This window comes from Amycolatopsis albispora, from assembly GCF_003312875.1.
Lineage (GTDB): Bacteria > Actinomycetota > Actinomycetes > Mycobacteriales > Pseudonocardiaceae > Amycolatopsis > Amycolatopsis albispora.
The window spans coordinates 8,929,052-8,945,945 of sequence record NZ_CP015163.1 but is presented as its reverse complement, the minus strand read 5'-3'; the positions used below and the strand labels follow the sequence as shown (position 1 = coordinate 8,945,945).

Sequence of the window (16,894 nt, the reverse complement as noted above, 5' to 3'; positions counted from 1 at the left end):
AGGGGGGCGGTTTGCCGAAGAAGGTCGACCAGGACGAACGCCGCCGTCGCATCGCCAGGGCGCTGGTGCGGCTGGCGACCGAGCGCGGGCTGGAGGCGGTGAGCCTGCGGCAGGTGGCCACCGAGGCCGGGTTGTCGATGGGCGCGGTGCAGCACTACTTCCGCACCAAGGACGAGATGTTGCTGTACGCGCTGCAGTACCAAAGCGCCGAGCGGGACCGGCGGATCACCGAGCGGGTGCGGGCCATCGCCGAGCACCCGTCCCCCAAGGACATCGTGCGCACCTGCCTGGCCGAGCTGCTGCCGGTCGACGAGATCACCCGCGCCGAGCAGCTGATCGAGATCGCGTTCTTCATCCGCGCGGTGACCGAGCCGGAGATGCGCCAGGTGATCACCGAAGGCACGCCGAAGCTGATCGAGTTCTTCGCCGGACTGCTGCGGACCGCGCAGGAAGCCGGGGACGTGGCCGCCGACCGCGATCCGGTGCAGGAGGCGCACCTGCTGTGGAGCATCGCCGATTCCTTGCGCACCACGGTCATTCTCGAGGAACGTCCGGCCGACGAGGTGATGGCCACCATCGACTACCACCTGGACCGCCTGTTCCGCCCCTAGGTGTACTTGGCCAGGACGTTGGTGGCAGCCGGCTGGTGGGTGGGTGCCCGCCGAGCGCGCTGTGGCGTCGTTGAGGGTTGTAGTGCTCGAGCCAGGGGGCAAGGGCGGCGGTGCGTTCGGTGTTGCTGGTGAAGGCTTGGCGGTAGGCCCATTCAGTTTGCAGGGTGCGGTTGAGGCGTTCGACCTTGCCGTTCTGCCAGGGGCAGTGGGGTGTGATGCACTTCTGCCGGATGCCGTGCTCGGCGCAGACCGCGCGTCGTGACCGGCGGTAGGCCAGGCGTTGTCGGTCACGAGCCGTTCGGTCCGAGTAATGCCGTGGTCGGCGAAGTAGGTGATCGCCCGGGTGAGGAAGGCGGCGCGGGTGGCTTCCCGTTGGGCCCGGCCGTGGACTCGCCAGCCTCCGCCGTCGGGATGCGGCCGATCTTCTTGACGTCCATGTGGACCAGCTCGCCCGGCCGGTCGCGCTCGTAGCGCACCGCGGTGGTCTTGCTGGCTCGGATCACCTGCCCGGTGATCGGGTCCAGCGCGGCCAGCCGCGGATCTGGTGACGCGCCAGTACCCGTGACACCGTGCGCACCGGGACACCCAGCTCACCCCCGAGCCAGGCCGGGCCGCGGCGTTCACGCTGGCGCAACGCGATGATCCGTGCTTCGAGTTCGTCGCTGGTCCGCCGCGGTGAGGTATGCGGTCGCGAGGATCGATCCCGCAGACCTGGCTGGCCCTCGCTGGCGTAGCGGTCCAGCCAGGTCTTCACGCACTTGCGGGAGATTCCCATCGCGCAGGCAAACTGCGCTTGCGGCCAGCTGGCCTGATGACGCTGGACGATCAGCAACCTGCCCAGGAACGTAGTCCGGGCATTAGGTGTGCCACGAGAGCCTCCGGTTGAGATGGGTCCTGGACAAACCACACCTCAACCGGAGGCTCTCCCTACGTCAACCAAGACCTTCCCGCCACCAACCTGATGGCCAAGGACACCTAGCCCGTGTGGTGTCTTCGGGGGACACCGACGCGGGAACGGCGCCGGTACTAGTGGGTATTCACCAACAACACCGACAACGTGGTCCGGCGCCCAAGGAGCAACATGTGTGAATCGTGTGGTGCGAAGTTGTCCCGCCGGCGGGCACTGACCGGGCTCGGGATTTCCGTGCTCGGAATGACCGCGCTGGGCGCGACCATTTCGGCGGCGCCAGCTTCCGCGGCCACGCTGAAGAACGCGGCCTGGTGCAATCCCGCGCTGGGCCGGTTCCCCGACGGCGGCCACTACGGCGCACCGCGCCCGGGCGGCCCGCACGCGGGCCAGGACGTCACCAACTCCACGGGCACCGCGGTCTACGCGGCGGCGGCCGGCACGGTGATCCGCCGCTCCTGGGGCGGCGGGCTCGGCGGCCGCACCGGCAACGCGATCGTGCTCTCCCACGGCGGCGGCATCTACACCTACTACGGCCACCTCGACGCCTATCGCGTCGCGCTCGGCAAGTCCGTGTCGGCGGGCCAGCGCATCGCCGACATGGGCGCGACGGGCAACGTGACCGGACCACACCTGCACTTCGAGGTCCACTCCGGTGGACTGGGCCCGACCGTGAACCCGGTGCCGTTCCTGGCCGCCCGCGGGGTCGATCTCGGCGGCGGCTGGCCCCGGATCGATCCCGGCGCCCGCGGGGCGACCGTGACGGTCATCCAGCACCTGCTGAACCAGCGCGGCTCCGAACTGGTGGCCGACGGCAACTACGGCTCGGTCTCGGTGACCGCGGTGAAGCGGTTCCAGCAGACGAACGGGCTCGCCGACGACGGCCAGGTCGGCCCGGCGACGTGGCCGAAGCTGGTCCCCTCGCTGAACCAAGGGGCCCGCGGCCATCACGTCCGCGGACTCCAGGTCGCGCTCAACAAACGCAGCGCGGGCCTGCTCGTGGACGGCGAGTTCGCTGGTGTGACCGCCACCGCGGTCCGCGACTTCCAGCGCGCGAACCGGCTGGTGGCCGACGGCAACGCGGGCCCGATCACCTGGCGAGCGCTGGTCGGTTAGCCGCCTAGCTGTACTGCCCCGGGAGGTTGCGAACGTGGGGACACGTAGTCGGATGATCTTGGTATGAGGGAGGGCCTCCGGGTTCGGTGTGGATTGCGACATCTGCACCAAGCCCACGGAGGCCCTCGTGACCCACGCTAACGCACCCTTGACCCCGGTAGGCAGGCTGCGCCTGGCTCGTTGTGTCGTGGACGATCAGTGGCCGCTGCGGCGGGCCGCGGAGCGGTTCCAGGTCTCGGTGTCCACCGCGCGGCGGTGGGCTGGCCGATACCGCGCCGAGGGCGAGGCGGGCATGATCGACCGGTCCTCACGCCCGCATTCCAGCCCGCGCAGAACCCCGACGCGCACCGAGCGGCGGATCATCAAGGTCCGGGTGTTGCGGCGGTGGGGGCCGGCGCGGATCGCGTTCTTCCTGCGCCTGGTGCCTTCCACCGTGCATCGGGTACTGGTCCGGTTCGGCCTGGCGCGGCTGGCCCATCTCGACCGGGCCACCGGCCGCCCGATCCGCCGCTACGAACGCGCCACCCCCGGCGAACTGGTGCACGTGGACATCAAGAAGCTGGGCAACATCCCCCACGGCGGCGGGCACCGGGTACTCGGGCGCGCTCAAGGCCGGCGCAACGCCCGGGCCACCACCACCGAACGCCGCAACAACCGGGCACCGATCGGCTACGGCTACCTGCACAACGCCCTCGACGACCACTCCAGGCTGGCCTACACCGAGATCCTGCCCGATGAGAAGAAGGAAACCGCTGTCGCGTTCTGGCACCGCGCTCAGATCTTCTTTGACACCCACGGAATCACTGTCCAACGGGTACTGACCGACAACGGATCCTGCTACAAGTCCCGCCTCTGGCGCGACACCCTCACCAGCGCGGGCATCAGCCACAAACGCATCCGCCCCTACCGGCCACAGGCCAACGGCAAAGTCGAACGGTTCAACCGCACCCTGCTCGACGAATGGGCCCACGCCCGCCCCTACCACTCCGAAACCGAACGCCGCGCGGCACTACCGCCATGGCTACACACCTACCATCACCACCGCGGCCACACCGCACTCGGCGGCCACCCACCGGCCAGCCGCGTTCCCAACCTCTCAGGTCAGTACACCTAGCCCGAGCCGCCACTGTTGGCCGCCGCCGCCATGCGCACCTGGCGCAGTTCGCGGAACACCTTGCGCAACGCCGGAACCGCTGCTCCACCACGTTCCTCCAGTTCTTGCAGTCGGTCCCGGAACCGGCGCCGGTCCCGGCCCGTGGCCACACCCTTCAACTCCACAGCGGCGACCAGCGCGACCAGCGCGGCGTCCTCGCGAGAAATGCGCGACACCGGACCGTCACCCCGAAGCGCTTTGTCGACCATGGCACGCAGCCTCGACACGGCCGCGGTGTCCCGGACGGCCACCCGGCGCCGGCCGAGAAAGCGCGACCGCTCCACCCGGATCACCCGCCCGTCGGACAGTTGGTCTTCCACCGAATCCAGCGTGCGCCGGTGTTCCTTGCGCACCCAGTGCCGCCATTTGCGTGGACCGCCCTCGACGATCTGCCCGAGCACCTCGTCGAGCACGGCGTCCCCGGTGGATCCGCCGGGCACCGCGCCGACGATGCCGTCGTGATCGAGCACCCGCCCGCGCAGCAGCAACTCGGTCAGCGCGGCGGCGCGCACCAGGTAGCCCACGCGCTGCCGATCGGGCACCCGTTCCCCTCGGCACGCCAGCAAGTACACCTTGGCGGGCAGCAAAAGTTCAGTCGGTGACATCGGCGACATCATTGGCTCCTCATTCCCGGCCACAGCGCAGTCCACGAACCCCGCCGTCCTTCGAACAACCACACCAAGCCTTCAATCACCGGCGTCTCACCGGCGAAGTGAGGTCGCAAACGTCCCGGATCCAGCCCGACAAAGAGCACATCCGCCGCCGAATCCGGTGGCGCGCCGAAGTACCAGTAACCGCGGTGCCCACTGTAAACCCGCTCGCCGCCGAAGTACTCGACCGAAGCGGCGAACGGGTACAGATCGGAGAACACCGCCGTCCTCGCGCGCTGATCCGGCGGCAGCGAAGCGAGAACCGACGCGCCGGTCCGGCCGAGCTCCCCTTGCGGACGCTCCCCCGCCGCGAAACTGGACCCGAGCACAAACGGACCCCACGAGGTGGGCACCTTGTCCACAATGGACGGCGGATAGATCGGCAGCATGGCCACCGCGGCCACGCCGGAGCACAGGTACACCGGCCACGCCACGAACGGCCGCCACCGCACGTCCGGCCGCTGCCAGATCGCCACCGCGGTGACCGCGAACGGCAATGCGTAAACCCCGAGCAGGTAGTAACTGCGTCCACTGGCGAGCAGGAACGCCACCACCAGGCCCAATATCGCCACGCCCAGAAAACGGTACTGGGCCAGGAAAAGCAGCCGCAGCAAGCCGAAAACGAAGGCCACCGCGCCGATGCCGATCCCGGCCATCAGCACCCCGTCCCGCAGGAACGGCCACTCCCCGGGGAACTCGGCCGCGACCACGTCGCTCATGTTCAAGTACGGCCAGTCGTGCAGCGCCTGCCAGACCAGCGTCGGCACCGTGGCCAGCGCGGCGATCCCCGCGCCGAGCCACAGTTTCGGCCGGCTGGCCAGCGAACGCGGGCCGAAAACCAGCGCGCTGAGCAACACGAGCACCCAGAACGCCGGGACCAGGAACTTCACCTGCAGCGAAACCGCGGTGACCAGCCCGGCCCAGAGCAGGAGCCGGTCGTCGCGGGTGCGCACCCAGCGCACGACCAGCCAGGTGAGCACCGTCCACAGGAACGGGTCGAGCGTGTAGGTGGCCAGCCAGTGCGAGACCACCACGGCGCCGGAAGCCGCATAGGTCGCCGCGGCGGTCACCTGCGCCGCCCGGCCGCCGCCGAGTTCCCGCGCGATCAACGCGGTGACCACCACACCACCGGTCGCCGCCAGCGTCACCGGCAACCGCAGCATCACCAGCGAACCGGGGAACCAGCTGTCCAGCAGCCCGGCGAGGAACGGCACCAATGGCGACTGGTCGAAATAACCCCACGCGAGGTGATCCCGCCCGGCGACGACGAAGTACAGCTCGTCGAAGCCGTGGCCGTAGTGCGCGCTGCTGTAGAACAGGACGCCCGCGGTCAGCGCGGCAACCGCCAGCACCGGCGGCCATGCCGTCCGGCGACTGTCCACAGCAGACTCGTTGGGTTTCCTCACCCGCTCAGCACACCGCACGGCGGGGTCGCGGCGAATCCTCATTTGGTAGCCGATCGGCGCAACTTTCGTTGCACGATCCGGGTCCGAAAGGATGAGGCGCCCCGCCCCACCACTCGCTACCGTGAGCTGGTGCGCCCAATGTCCAAAGCCGACCTCGTCGCGCTGACCGCCACCGCCCTGGCCCTGTCCGGGCTGGATGTCGCGCTGTACTTACTTGGTCAGCGGACCAGCGGCTGGGCCGGTCCGCAGGCGTGGCTGGTGCTCCAGCTGGTGCTGGACGTGTCGCTGGTGGCGGTGTGGCGGTTCCCGCGCACGGTGTCCGGTCTCTGCGTGGCCGGGGCGCTGACGATGCTGGCCGGGGACCTGTTCTCACCCGGCCTGCTGTCCCCGCTCGATCCGCTGACGCTGGCCACCGTGCCCACGGTCACGCCGGTGCTGATCGTGGCGATGATCCGCCTGCTGGACCGGCGGGTGGCGCTGACGCTGGTCGCGGTGCTGGCGGTGGTGGCGACGCGGGTCTGGACGCCCAGCTGGGACGTCACGCCGTTCGGCCTGGTCAGCACGGTGCTCCCGGCGCTGCTGATCATGTATGTGGACGCGCGCAAGGAGCTGCTGCGGTCGCTGCGGGACCGGGCCGAACGCGCGGAACGCGAGCAGACGCTGCTCGCCGAGCAGGCGCGAGCGCAGGAACGGCGGCGGCTGGCCGCCGAGATGCACGACGTGGTGACCCACCAGCTGAGCCTGATGGTGCTGCACGCCGGGGCGCTCGGGGTCAGCTCGCCGGATGAGTCGGTGCGCGCGGCGGCCGAGGAGATCCGCACCGCGGGCACCAAGGCCCTCGACGAACTGCGGGACCTGGTCGGCGTGCTGCGCACCAATCAGTCCGAAATGGACAGAGCGGACGGCAAGGTGGCGGAACGGGTGGACGCGGCGGCCGGGATGGACGCGTTGCGGGCACTGGCCGCCGAGTCGGAAGCGGTGGGGGTCAAGGTCCGGCTCGAGCTGGACGGCGACCCCGGCCTGCTGTCGCCGACCATTTCGCGCACCGCGCACCGGATCGTGCAGGAGGGGCTGACCAACGTGCGCAAGCACGCGCCGGGGTCCGTTGTGGACACCGAGGTCCGCTACCGGGAGGACGGGATCCGGATCAGGGTGCGGAACGGCCCCGCTTCGGCGCGGCCGGACCCGGTGCTGGCCGGGAGCGGTTCCGGGGCCGGGCTGGCCGGGTTGCGGCAACGGGTGGACCTGCTCGGCGGGTCGCTGCGGGCGCGGCCGGTGCCGGGCGGCGGGTTCGAACTCGGTGCGATACTGCCCGCGTACGTTCCCACGGCAGAGGGTGCACGGGATGATCCGGGTAGTCGTCGTTGATGACGAGCCAATGGTGTGCGCGCACCTGACCACCATCCTGTCCTCGGCCGCCGACATCGAGGTCGCCGGTTCGGCGGGCGACGGTGCGGAGGCCGTGGAGGCGGTGGTCCGGCACCGGCCGCGGGTGGTGCTGATGGACCTGCGCATGCCGGGCGTCGATGGGCTGACCGCGATCGAGCGCATCGGGAAGCTGCCCGATCCGCCCGCCGTGGTGGCGCTGACCACCTTCGACGCGGACAGCTACGTCATCCGCGCCCTACGCGCCGGCGCGGCAGGCTTCCTGGTGAAGTCGACGCCGCCGGAGGACCTGATCGGCCTGGTCCGGGTGGCGGCCGACGGGCACACCGTGCTCTCCCCGGAGGCGGCGCGTCGCCTGGTGGCCGCGTCCGCCGGGGAGCACCACCGCACCGAACGCGCGCGGGACCGGATTTCGGGGCTGTCCGAGCGGGAGGTGCAGGTGCTGACCTGCCTGGGTTCCGGACTGTCCAATGCGGACATCGCCAACCAACTCCACCTCTCCGAGGCGACGGTGAAGAGCTACGTCTCGCGCATGCTGGTGAAGCTGGACTGCTCGAACCGCACCCAAGCAGGCCTACTAGCCCACGAAGCAGGCCTCACCTAGGCGACGCCCTTACCGCGAACACGAATGAGGTTTTCTCAGTAGCGGTCTTGGTGCTCGAGTTGGGTGAGTACCAGGGCCGCTTTGATGATGGTGCCGATGTGGCTGGGGCTGAGAGTGACCCGCTGGAGGGCTCTCCAGCGGGTTTTGAGCAGGGCGGCGGCGCGTTCACCGCGGGCCCGCAGGCCGTTGTGGAGCGTGTTGTGGCTGTGCTGGTCGATGTGCAGCGGCCGTCCGTGCAGGGGGTGGTTGCCGGGGGCGCCTTTGAACGGGGTGCGGATACCGATCCCGGCGGCGTGGTAGGCCTTGTCGGCCAGGATGGTCAGGCCGTGTGCGGCGGCGGCGCAGAGTGGGCCGATGATGCCGTGGGTGCGGGCGGCGGTGAGGTCGTTGACGGTGCCGGGTAGCTGCTCGGAGCACCACAGGGGGAATCCGTCGGCGGTGGCCAGGAACTGGATGTTGGCGCCGAAGGCGCGGTGTTTGCCGGAGTACCAGCGATGCACCCGGCTACCGGCGGTCCGGCCGCGGGTTTTACCGACGGTGCCGGCGACGCGGGTGGTGCGGACCAGGGTGCCATCGAGGATGAGGTGGGTGTCCCCGGCGGCCAGGCGCTGGGCCAGCACGTCGGGCAACTCGGGGGCTTGGTCGGCCAGTGCGGTGAGGCCTTCGTGCAGGTAGCGGTAGGCGGTGGCCAGGCCGATGTGGTTGTCGGTGGCGAGGTTTTTCACCCGGGTGGCGTCGCGGAGCCAGCGCAGGACCAGCACGGCGTGGCCCCAGACCGTTAGTGCCCGGCGGCCGGTGCGGGTGCCGCGGCGGGCGCGTTCGTCGGCCAGCAGCTGGGCGAGGTACTGGCCGATCGGGCGGTCGACATCGAGCGTGGCACGATAGGTGGTCACGGAGAGCCTTCGCGGTCGGACTTGATCTTCGCAAATCCAGTCCTAGCAAGGCTCTCCGTCCTCGTTCCCACCACCCTCAACACCCGCTACTGAGAAAACCTCAATGTGGCTTTGGGGGCACTTTTCGCCCCGAAAGCCACATTCGTGTCCATCCCGCCGATGGTGATTCGCACGCCCCCCGCGTTCCAGCACCCCCAATTCCTGGACGATCTGCAGCCGCACTCCGCATTCCCGGCGGCCACGCCGCCCCTTCCCGCATTCCGGGGCCGGTCGGGCTCAACCCTTGTTCTGAGCATCCCGCCGACCCTGCAGCCTGGGCGACCAGGCGCCCGACCTCGCGTGCCCGGTGCCTGCCGCCCCACTTCCGGCTTCCGAGGGCGGCCTGCCGTCCGTCTCGTAGGTCAACGGTCCGCGCATCTCAACGGCCCGAGGCGGCCCGGTCGTATTCCTCTCGTGCCCGTGCCACCCGGTCCATGTGCTGCGTGGCCCATTCCGTCAGCACCCCGAGCGGCTCCGCCAGGTCCCGTCCCAGGTCGGTGAGTTCGTACTCCACGCGCGGCGGGATCTCCGGGTACATGCGCCGTTCGAGGATTCCGTCTCGGACCAGGGCGCGCAGCGTCTGGGTGAGCATCTTCTGCGAGATCCCCGCCACCCGCTTCCCGATCTCGGTGAACCGCAGCGGCCCGTCGCCGAGGGTGCCGACGATCAGCACCGTCCACTGGTCGCCGATGCGGTCGAGCAGCTGCCGTGTCGGGCAGTCGCGGTCGTACGGGTCGGGCGCAAACGCGGTCATGTCAATACTCTCCCACAGAGAGTTACAGACTTCAAAGTCATTACTCTCCGAACGGAATCAACTGCGCCGAAGCCCCGTTGACCCCGGCGAACAGCCAAAACACAGCATTAGGGAGCACAACCATGACGATCGTGGTGACCGGGGCGAACGGGCAGCTGGGCCGGCTGGTGGTCGAGCACCTGCGCAAGCGGGCCAACACCAGCGACATCGTCGCCAGCGTGCGGGAACCGGCCAAAGCCCAGGATCTGGGCGTCGAGGTCCGCCGGGGTGACTTCGACCAGCCGGAAACCCTCGACACGGCCTTCGCGGGTGCGGACAAGCTGCTGATCATCTCCACCGGCGACGCCTCCGACCACCGCCTCACCCAGCACCGCAACGCCATCGAGGCAGCCAAGCGCGCGGGCGTGGGGCACGTCTTCTACACCTCGCTGACCAAGGCCGACACCAGCAGCATGCTGCTCGCCCGCACGCACGCCCCGACCGAGGAACTGCTCAAGGCCAGCGGCCTGACCTACACCATCCTGCGCAACAACTGGTACCTGGAGAACGACCTCGGCACCATCGCCGCCGCGCTGGCCACCGGCACCGTCGCCAGCTCGGCCCGCGACGGCCGGACCGCCCCGGTCACCCGCGCCGAGTACGCCGAAGCGGCCGCCGTCGCGCTGACCACCGAGGGCCACGAGAACACCGTCTACGAGCTGGGCGCCCCGGTCACCTACTCCTACGCGGACTGGGCGACAGCGCTGAGCGAGGCCACCGGCCGCGAGATCACCTTCACCGCGCTCACCGACGAACAGGCCGAAGCGCAGCTCACCGAGGCGGGCCTGCCGGCGCACGTGGTCGGCGTGCTGGTCGACTCGAACCGCGGCATCACCCGCGGTGACCTGGCGCTGGCCGCGCCCGACCTGGCCAAGCTGCTCGGCCGCGAGCCGGTGACCCTGCGGGAGTGGGTGGAAGCTCAGGCCGCTTCGAGCAGCGCCGAGTAGAGCACCCGCAGGTGGCGCCGGGCGCGGGCCCAGCGCGCGTCCAGCTCGGCCTGGTCGCGCGTCGCCCAGCTGGCGATCAGGATCCCGCGCACGGTGTCCATCGCGGTGTAGACCGCGGGCAGGAACTCGGGGTGCCCGGCGTAGTCCGGCAGCAGCGCCTTGCCGAACTCGACCAGGCTCGACGTCGCGATCGGCTCCACCGCGGACATCTGCCGCCGCAGGTCGGGGTCGGTGCGCGAAGCCACCCACAGCTCGACGGTGGCCGAGAACACCGGCCCCTGGTGCATTTCCCACATCAGCTGCAGCGCGTCGCCGACCGGGTCGGCCGACGCCTTCAGCCGGTCGATCTCGGCCATCGCCACTTCGGTGCGCTTGGCGGCGAGGTGGCGGATGGCCGAGGTGACCAGGTCGGCCTTGGTCGGGAAGTGGTGCACCTGCGCGCCACGGGTGACCCCGGCGCGCTCGGCCACCCTGGTGGTCGTGGTGCCGGCGTACCCGTGCTCGACCAGGCAGTCGACGGTCGCGTCGAGCAGGCGCCGGCGCATGGCGGCGCTGCGCTCCTCCTGGGTACGGCGTTCCGCGGTCGGCATGCGGTTACTCTATGCGGTCGCCCCGGCGCCCAGTCCGGCGACCGCCTTGGCGTGGAAGTAGCCGAAGAACCAGCGGTAGAACCAGCCGGTACCGGGGATCTTCGGGCTGAATTCGCAGTGCCAGTGCAGCTCGGTGCCCCCGCCGACCGGGGTCAGCACGGCGTCCACCCGATAGTCCCGCAGCGGGAAGCCTCGTAGCAGTGTGTAGCTGAAGCGGCGGTTGGGCTCCAACTCGACGATCTGCTCGTAGCTGGCGAACGGCGGGGTCCGGAACACCCGGACCGCGCCCACGCCCTCGGGCTCGGTCTCCCCCGGCCGGTGCAGTTCGAACGAGCCGAGCGGGGTCAGTTCCGGCCACCGGGCACCGTCGCGGAGCACCGCGTACAGCTGCGCCGGTGTGGCCGCGAACTGGGAACGGAGGTCGATCACCTTGCGCGCCATGGGGTTCATCATGCCCGGCCGGCCGCCGCGTGGGAGCGGACCCGCGGTTTTGCCGGACCAGGGAACTGATCTCCACCGTCCGCATCACCGGGGTAGTCCGGTATCGGGGGATTCCCGCGTCCGGCTTTGCCACCACCGGGCGGTGGGTGACCATGACCGCGTGGGTGAGCCGAAATCGCCGTCGCGACCGCACGGCCGGGTCACCGGTGTGCGCGGTGCGCTCACCGCCGCCGTGGTGCGGCTCGGCCCGGCCGACCGCCGGTTGCTGAGCCGGCTCGCGGTGTTTCCCGGTCTGTTCACCACCGCCGCGGTGCGCGAGCTGACCGGCGAGGACGCGGCAGCCGCGCTGGCCCGGCTGGCCGACGCCGCGCTGGTGGTCCGCTGCGGCACGCGGTTCCGGTTGCTGCGGGTGGTGCGCGAGTACTTCGCCGACGAACCGGTCACCACCACCGGTCCGGTTTCCGGCGCCGACCGCGAACGCCTCGACCACCTGCTGGCCCAGGGCGCCGATCCCGACCGGCTCACCGAAGCGCTGGCCATCTGCGCCCGGTACGGCGACGTGCGCAACGCCGGGGTGGTGCTCGACGCGCTCGGGGACGCCGCGCTCGAAACCGGCGACTACGCGGGCGCGTTCGCCCGGCACGCGCAGAGCAGGCGGCTGGCGATGCGGCTGGCCGATCCGCTCTGGACCGCGGAATCGCTGAACCGGCTCGGCCTGCTTTCCTGGCTGGACGCCGACTTCGGCACCGCGCGCATGCTGTGTGCCGGCGCCGACGCGATCGCGAAGGCCCAGCGCGGCACCCGGGCGAAGCGCGCGTGGTCGCGTGCCTTGCTCGTGCGGGGCGCGGTCGCGCTCGGCCGAGGTGAGCACACGTCGGCCCATGCGCTGCTGTCGCAGAGTTTCGCCACCGCCGACCGGGTGTCCTGGCGTGACGGCAAGGCATGGGCGCTCGGCCAGCTCGGACTGCTGGCGCTGCACGAAGGCGACACCGCCGGGGCACGGCACCACCTGCGAGCCAGCCTGCGTAACCACCATTCGCTCAACGCGCGGTGGCGCGTCGCCAGTCAGCTGGAGTCCCTCGCCGCGGTCTCGCTGGCCGACCGCGAAGCCGAGCACGCGGTGCGCCTGCTCGGTGCCGCCGCCGAACTGCGGATGCGGACCGGCGCGCGTGTTCCGCCGGTCGAACGCGCCGCCAGGCAACGACTGCTGACCGCCGCGCAGGACAGCATGCCCCGGGCGCGGTACGCGCACCTGTGGTCCACGGTCACCGCCGACGAGCTGATCCGCGAGGAACTCGACGAACGGAAACCGCCCGCGCGGGTGGTGGATCCGCCGCTGCGGGTGTTCGCCTTCGGCCGGGCGGAGGTGTTCCTCGGCACCGAACCGCTGCTGCCCGCCGACTGGACCTTCGCGAAACCCCGGGAACTGCTGTACTTCCTGCTCACCGAAACCGACTGCACCAAGCACCGGATCGGGCGGGCGCTGTGGCCGTGGTGCACCGACGCGCAGGTCCGCAACAACTTCCACACCACCCTGCACCACCTGCGCCGCGCGCTGCGGCGGCCGGGCTGGGTGACCTACTCGAACGGGCGCTACCGCTTCGACCGCGCCGCCGGCTGCGAATTCGACGTCGACCGCTTCCGCAACGCGTTGCGCGACACCGAGCTGGCACCCGTGAAGTGGCTGGCCACCGCGGTCGAGGTGTACCGGGGCGACTTCCTCGACGGCGTGCCCGGTGAGCACTGGATCGCCGAACGCCGCGCGGCGCTGCGCGAGGACTACGAACGCGCGGTGAAAACCCTGGAAGTGCTGCGTCGCCGAGCGTGATCGCCCGGAGCCCGAAGCCGTAGGCTGCGGTGGTGACTTACATCGCTGCTGCCGACAGGTACGACTCCATGGTTTACCGGCGGTGCGGGCGCAGCGGGCTGCACCTGCCCGCCGTCTCGCTCGGCCTGTGGCACAACTTCGGCCACGACCGGCCGTTCGAGACCCAGCGCGCGATCTGCCGCCGGGCCTTCGACCTCGGCATCACCCATTTCGACCTGGCCAACAACTACGGCCCGCCCTACGGTTCCGCGGAAAGCAACTTCGGGCGCATGCTGGCCGAGGACTTCCGCCCGTACCGGGACGAGCTGGTCATTTCCACCAAGGCCGGGTACGACATGTGGCCGGGGCCGTACGGCAACCTCGGCTCGCGCAAGTACCTGCTGGCGTCGCTGGACCAGTCGCTGAAGCGGATGGGACTGGACTATGTGGACATCTTCTACTCGCACCGGTTCGATCCGGACACCCCGCTGGAAGAGACCGTCGGCGCGCTCGACACGGCCGTGCGCTCCGGGCGCGCGCTGTACGTCGGCATTTCGTCGTACTCCTCGGCCAAGACGGTCGAAGCCGCGCGGATCCTGCGTGAGCTGGGCACGCCGCTGCTGATCCACCAGCCGTCCTACTCGATGCTCAACCGCTGGATCGAGGAGCAGGACCTGCTGTCCACTCTGGACTCGGTCGGCGCGGGCTGCATCGCGTTTTCCCCGCTGGCACAGGGCCTCCTGACCGACCGCTACCTCGACGGCATTCCCGCCGATTCACGCGCGGCCACCGGTGGCGCGCTCAACGAGGGCATGCTCACCGAGGAGAACCTCACCCGCGTCCGCGCGCTGAACGAGGTCGCCCAGCGGCGCGGGCAGAGCCTCGCCCAGCTGGCGCTGGCGTGGGCCCTGCGTGACCAGCGGGTCACCTCGGTGCTGATCGGCGCCAGCAGCGTCGCCCAGCTGGAGGCGAACGTCGGCGCGCTCGGCAATCTCGAGTTCACCGACGAGGAACTGGCCGAGATCGAGCGCTACGCGGTCGAGGGCGACATCAACCTGTGGGCGCGCTCTTCCGCGCATTGACGTGTTGCTCGACGCCGTCGAGCAGGCGCCGCAGGCCGAACTCCAGATCGGGCAGGACCTCCTGCGCGAACTCGGTCTGCGGCGCGCCGACGGATTCGAAGGTGCCGTCGTCGATCATGCTGGCCAGGATCGGGTACTGACCGGTCCGCGCGCCGAGCGTCAGCGCGGTGGCGAAGTCCTCCAGCGGCTTGAGGTCGACCGCGAGCCGCGCGAGGCTGAAGGTGGCGGCGTTGACGAACATCGTCACGCTGATCCGTTCTCCCTTGTCCAGCCCCGATCCTTCCAGCGCGCGCAGCGCCGCCTCCAGCCAGGCGAGCCCCTGCGGCCCTGACGGCGGGCCCTCGATCTTCACCGACATCAGCCACGAATGGGCGCGGTAGCCGTCCCAGAGCGCACGCACCCAGGCTTCGATCTCCTCGCGCCAGTCCCCGCCCCCGGGTCCGGGCGGCGGGCCGAGCGCGGCGTCGGCCATCAGCGCGACGAGCTGGTCCTTGCCGGAAACGTAGCGGTAGAGCGACATCGTGGTGTAACCGAGTTCGCCCGCGACACGCTGCATGGACAGCGCTTCGAGCCCCTCGCTGTCGGCCACCCGCACCCCGGCCCGCACGATCTCGTCCAGCGTGAGCCCCGGCCGCGGTCCTCGCGACGGCCGCTCCCGGCTCCCCCACATCAGTTCCAGATTGCTGGCCCGGTCCTTCGGCATCTCCCACCCATCTTCGGCACGCTTGACGGCCATCCTAGAACTGTGTATCACTTACACCATTGTGTGTACGAGATACACAGTTCGAGGGGATGACCATGATCGAAGTGCACGGGCTGGCGAAGTCCTTCGCCGGTCACCGCGTGCTCACCGGGGTCGACCTGCGGGTCGGGCCCGGTGAGATGCTCGCGCTGCTCGGCCCGAACGGGGCCGGGAAGACCACCGTGGTGCGCATACTGAGCACGCTGCTCAAGGCGGACGCCGGGCGCGCCGCGGTGCTGGGGTTCGACGTGGCGCGGCAGGCCGCGCGGGTCCGGCGGTCCATCGGGCTGACCGGGCAGTTCTCCGCGGTGGACAAGCTGCTCACCGGCCGCGAGAACCTGGTGCTGATGGCGAAGCTGCACCACCTCGGCCGTGGCGCGAAGGCACGCGCCGACGAACTGCTGGAGCAGTTCGACCTGACCGAGGCGGCGGACCGGCCGGCGAAGACCTACTCGGGTGGCATGTTCCGGCGGCTGGACCTGGCGGCGAGCCTGATCACGGCGCCGCCGGTGCTGTTCCTCGACGAGCCGACCACCGGGCTCGACCCGCGCAGCCGCACCGGCATGTGGGAGGCGATCCGGCAGCTGCTCGCCGGGGGCACCACGATCCTGCTGACCACGCAGTACCTGGAGGAAGCCGACCAACTGGCCGACCGGATCGCGGTGCTCGACGGCGGGCGGGTGATCGCCGAAGGCTCGGCCGACCAGCTGAAGGCGAAGGTCGGCGACGAGCGCGCCGAACTGTCCTTCGCGGACACGGCGGCCACCGAACGGGCGTACGCCGTGCTCGCCGGGGAGGACGTGCTGCGCGGAGACGGCCTGTCGGTGCGGATCGGCGGTGTGCGGGAACTGCGGCTGCTGCTGGAAAAACTCGACCGGGCCGGGCTCGAACCGGTGGCGCTCCGGATGAAGAAGCCGACGCTGGACGACGTGTTCCTGAGCCTGACCGGTGAGAAGGCGGGTGCGGCATGACCACGGCGCTGAGTGATTCCCGTGCGCTGATCGGCCGTTCGCTGCGGCACATCGTGCGGAACCCGGAGCAGGTGGTGGTCGCCGTGCTGATGCCGGCGGCGATCCTGCTGATCTTCCGGTACATGTTCGGTGGCGCGATGAACACCGGCTCCACGGCGTACGCCGACTACCTGATCGCGGGCATGATCGTGCTGAGCGTGTCGATGAACGCGACCGCCACCACGACGGGCGTGCACGCGGACCTGTCGGAGGGCTTCGTCGACCGGCTGCGCTCGATGCCGGTGCTCAGCTCGGCGGTGATCATCGGGCACGTGGCCGCGGCGGTGGTGCGGAACCTGCTCTCCACGCTGGTCATGCTGGGCGTCGGCATGCTGGTGGGCTTCCGGCCGCGCGCGGACCTCGACGGCTGGCTGGGGGTGGCCGGGCTGCTGCTGTTGTACTCGGTCGCGATCGCCTTCCTGGCCGCGATCCTCGGCATGATCGCGAAAACCGTGGAGGGCGCGAGCGGGCTGAGCGTGCTGCTGGTCTTCGCGCCGTACCTGAGCAGCGCCTTCGCCCCGGCGGACACGCTGCCGGGCTGGTTGCGCGTGGTGGTGGAGAACCAGCCGATCACGCTGGTGATGGACACCGTGCGGCCGCTCCTGCTGGGCCTGCCCACCACCGGCGACGGCTGGCTAGCGGTGGTGTGGTGGACAGCCATCCTGCTGGTCGCCGTGCCGCTGGCCGGTCACCTCTTCCGCCGGCGCTGACCGCACG

17 protein-coding genes and 1 pseudogene are annotated in these 16,894 nt (G+C 70.3%); 10 read left to right on the top strand and 8 right to left on the bottom strand.

What is annotated here, in order from left to right; genetic code table 11:
• The first annotated feature begins 11 nt into the window (after positions 1 to 11).
• Complete coding sequence (locus A4R43_RS41635) at positions 12 to 611, top strand: TetR/AcrR family transcriptional regulator (protein ID WP_236808626.1); 600 nt, start codon at positions 12 to 14, stop codon at positions 609 to 611.
• A 16-nt stretch (positions 612 to 627) separates the two neighbouring features.
• Here A4R43_RS41635 and A4R43_RS41630 read toward each other — a convergent pair.
• Positions 628 to 1,500, bottom strand: a pseudogene (locus A4R43_RS41630) (integrase core domain-containing protein); the annotation flags it as partial.
• 216 nt (positions 1,501 to 1,716) lie between these two features.
• Here A4R43_RS41630 and A4R43_RS41625 point away from each other — a divergent pair.
• Positions 1,717 to 2,634 carry a peptidoglycan-binding protein gene (locus A4R43_RS41625; protein ID WP_335645139.1) on the top strand — a complete coding sequence of 306 codons (918 nt, stop codon included), beginning with the start codon at positions 1,717 to 1,719 and terminating at the stop codon, positions 2,632 to 2,634.
• 127 nt (positions 2,635 to 2,761) lie between these two features.
• Positions 2,762 to 3,748, top strand: coding sequence for an IS481 family transposase (locus A4R43_RS41620; protein WP_113698236.1), 987 nt, complete (start codon positions 2,762 to 2,764; stop codon positions 3,746 to 3,748).
• Here the strand turns inward: A4R43_RS41620 and A4R43_RS41615 are convergent.
• Both A4R43_RS41615 and A4R43_RS41610 read right to left on the bottom strand, forming a co-directional pair.
• On the bottom strand, positions 3,745 to 4,392 hold the full coding sequence (locus tag A4R43_RS41615) for a GOLPH3/VPS74 family protein (protein WP_113698235.1): 648 nt from the start codon (positions 4,390 to 4,392) through the stop codon (positions 3,745 to 3,747). The genes A4R43_RS41620 and A4R43_RS41615 overlap by 4 nt on opposite strands.
• A gap of 8 nt (positions 4,393 to 4,400) precedes the next feature.
• Entirely contained in the window at positions 4,401 to 5,843 is a 1,443-nt protein-coding gene (locus tag A4R43_RS41610; RefSeq protein WP_236808624.1) for an ArnT family glycosyltransferase, read from the bottom strand.
• A 138-nt stretch (positions 5,844 to 5,981) separates the two neighbouring features.
• Between A4R43_RS41610 and A4R43_RS41605 the strand changes: the two genes are divergently transcribed.
• The gene (locus A4R43_RS41605) at positions 5,982 to 7,211 is read left to right on the top strand and encodes a sensor histidine kinase (RefSeq protein ID WP_113697106.1); all 1,230 of its coding nucleotides are present in this window, start codon (positions 5,982 to 5,984) and stop codon (positions 7,209 to 7,211) included.
• Entirely contained in the window at positions 7,189 to 7,833 is a 645-nt protein-coding gene (locus A4R43_RS41600) for a response regulator (RefSeq protein WP_113697105.1), read from the top strand. The genes A4R43_RS41605 and A4R43_RS41600 overlap by 23 nt, the downstream gene beginning before the upstream one ends.
• Positions 7,834 to 7,868: 35 nt before the next feature.
• Here A4R43_RS41600 and A4R43_RS41595 read toward each other — a convergent pair whose 3' ends face one another.
• Positions 7,869 to 8,726: a transposase family protein gene (locus A4R43_RS41595; protein ID WP_113697104.1), complete on the bottom strand. Its 858-nt coding sequence runs from the start codon at positions 8,724 to 8,726 to the stop codon at positions 7,869 to 7,871.
• A gap of 418 nt (positions 8,727 to 9,144) precedes the next feature.
• Entirely contained in the window at positions 9,145 to 9,519 is a 375-nt protein-coding gene (locus A4R43_RS41590; protein WP_113697103.1) for a winged helix-turn-helix transcriptional regulator, read from the bottom strand.
• Between the two features lie 122 nt (positions 9,520 to 9,641).
• Here A4R43_RS41590 and A4R43_RS41585 point away from each other — a divergent pair, with 122 nt between their 5' ends.
• Positions 9,642 to 10,505, top strand: a complete 864-nt coding sequence (locus A4R43_RS41585) for an SDR family oxidoreductase (protein ID WP_113697102.1) — start codon at positions 9,642 to 9,644, stop codon at positions 10,503 to 10,505.
• Here A4R43_RS41585 and A4R43_RS41580 read toward each other — a convergent pair.
• Both A4R43_RS41580 and A4R43_RS41575 read right to left on the bottom strand, forming a co-directional pair.
• The gene (locus A4R43_RS41580; RefSeq protein ID WP_113698234.1) at positions 10,478 to 11,050 is read right to left on the bottom strand and encodes a TetR/AcrR family transcriptional regulator; all 573 of its coding nucleotides are present in this window, start codon (positions 11,048 to 11,050) and stop codon (positions 10,478 to 10,480) included. The genes A4R43_RS41585 and A4R43_RS41580 overlap by 28 nt on opposite strands.
• Positions 11,051 to 11,104: 54 nt before the next feature.
• Positions 11,105 to 11,536 (bottom strand): SRPBCC family protein, encoded by a 432-nt coding sequence (locus tag A4R43_RS41575; protein WP_113697101.1) that lies wholly within the window; start codon positions 11,534 to 11,536, stop codon positions 11,105 to 11,107.
• Positions 11,537 to 11,696: 160 nt separating this feature from the next.
• On the opposite strand from A4R43_RS41575, the gene A4R43_RS41570 reads away from it, so the two are divergent.
• Together A4R43_RS41570 and mgrA are read left to right on the top strand one after the other, a co-directional pair.
• Positions 11,697 to 13,364 carry a hypothetical protein gene (locus tag A4R43_RS41570; RefSeq protein WP_162788788.1) on the top strand — a complete coding sequence of 556 codons (1,668 nt, stop codon included), beginning with the start codon at positions 11,697 to 11,699 and terminating at the stop codon, positions 13,362 to 13,364.
• 68 nt (positions 13,365 to 13,432) lie between these two features.
• On the top strand, positions 13,433 to 14,425 hold the full coding sequence (mgrA, locus tag A4R43_RS41565; RefSeq protein WP_472240955.1) for an L-glyceraldehyde 3-phosphate reductase: 993 nt from the start codon (positions 13,433 to 13,435) through the stop codon (positions 14,423 to 14,425).
• Here mgrA and A4R43_RS41560 read toward each other — a convergent pair.
• The gene (locus tag A4R43_RS41560; RefSeq protein ID WP_113697099.1) at positions 14,394 to 15,161 is read right to left on the bottom strand and encodes a TetR/AcrR family transcriptional regulator; all 768 of its coding nucleotides are present in this window, start codon (positions 15,159 to 15,161) and stop codon (positions 14,394 to 14,396) included. The genes mgrA and A4R43_RS41560 overlap by 32 nt on opposite strands.
• 62 nt (positions 15,162 to 15,223) lie before the next feature.
• Here A4R43_RS41560 and A4R43_RS41555 point away from each other — a divergent pair, with 62 nt between their 5' ends.
• Both A4R43_RS41555 and A4R43_RS41550 read left to right on the top strand, forming a co-directional pair.
• Entirely contained in the window at positions 15,224 to 16,138 is a 915-nt protein-coding gene (locus A4R43_RS41555; RefSeq protein WP_113698232.1) for an ATP-binding cassette domain-containing protein, read from the top strand.
• Positions 16,135 to 16,887 carry an ABC transporter permease gene (locus tag A4R43_RS41550; protein WP_113697098.1) on the top strand — a complete coding sequence of 251 codons (753 nt, stop codon included), beginning with the start codon at positions 16,135 to 16,137 and terminating at the stop codon, positions 16,885 to 16,887. The genes A4R43_RS41555 and A4R43_RS41550 overlap by 4 nt, the downstream gene beginning before the upstream one ends.
• Positions 16,888 to 16,894: the final 7 nt, after the last annotated feature.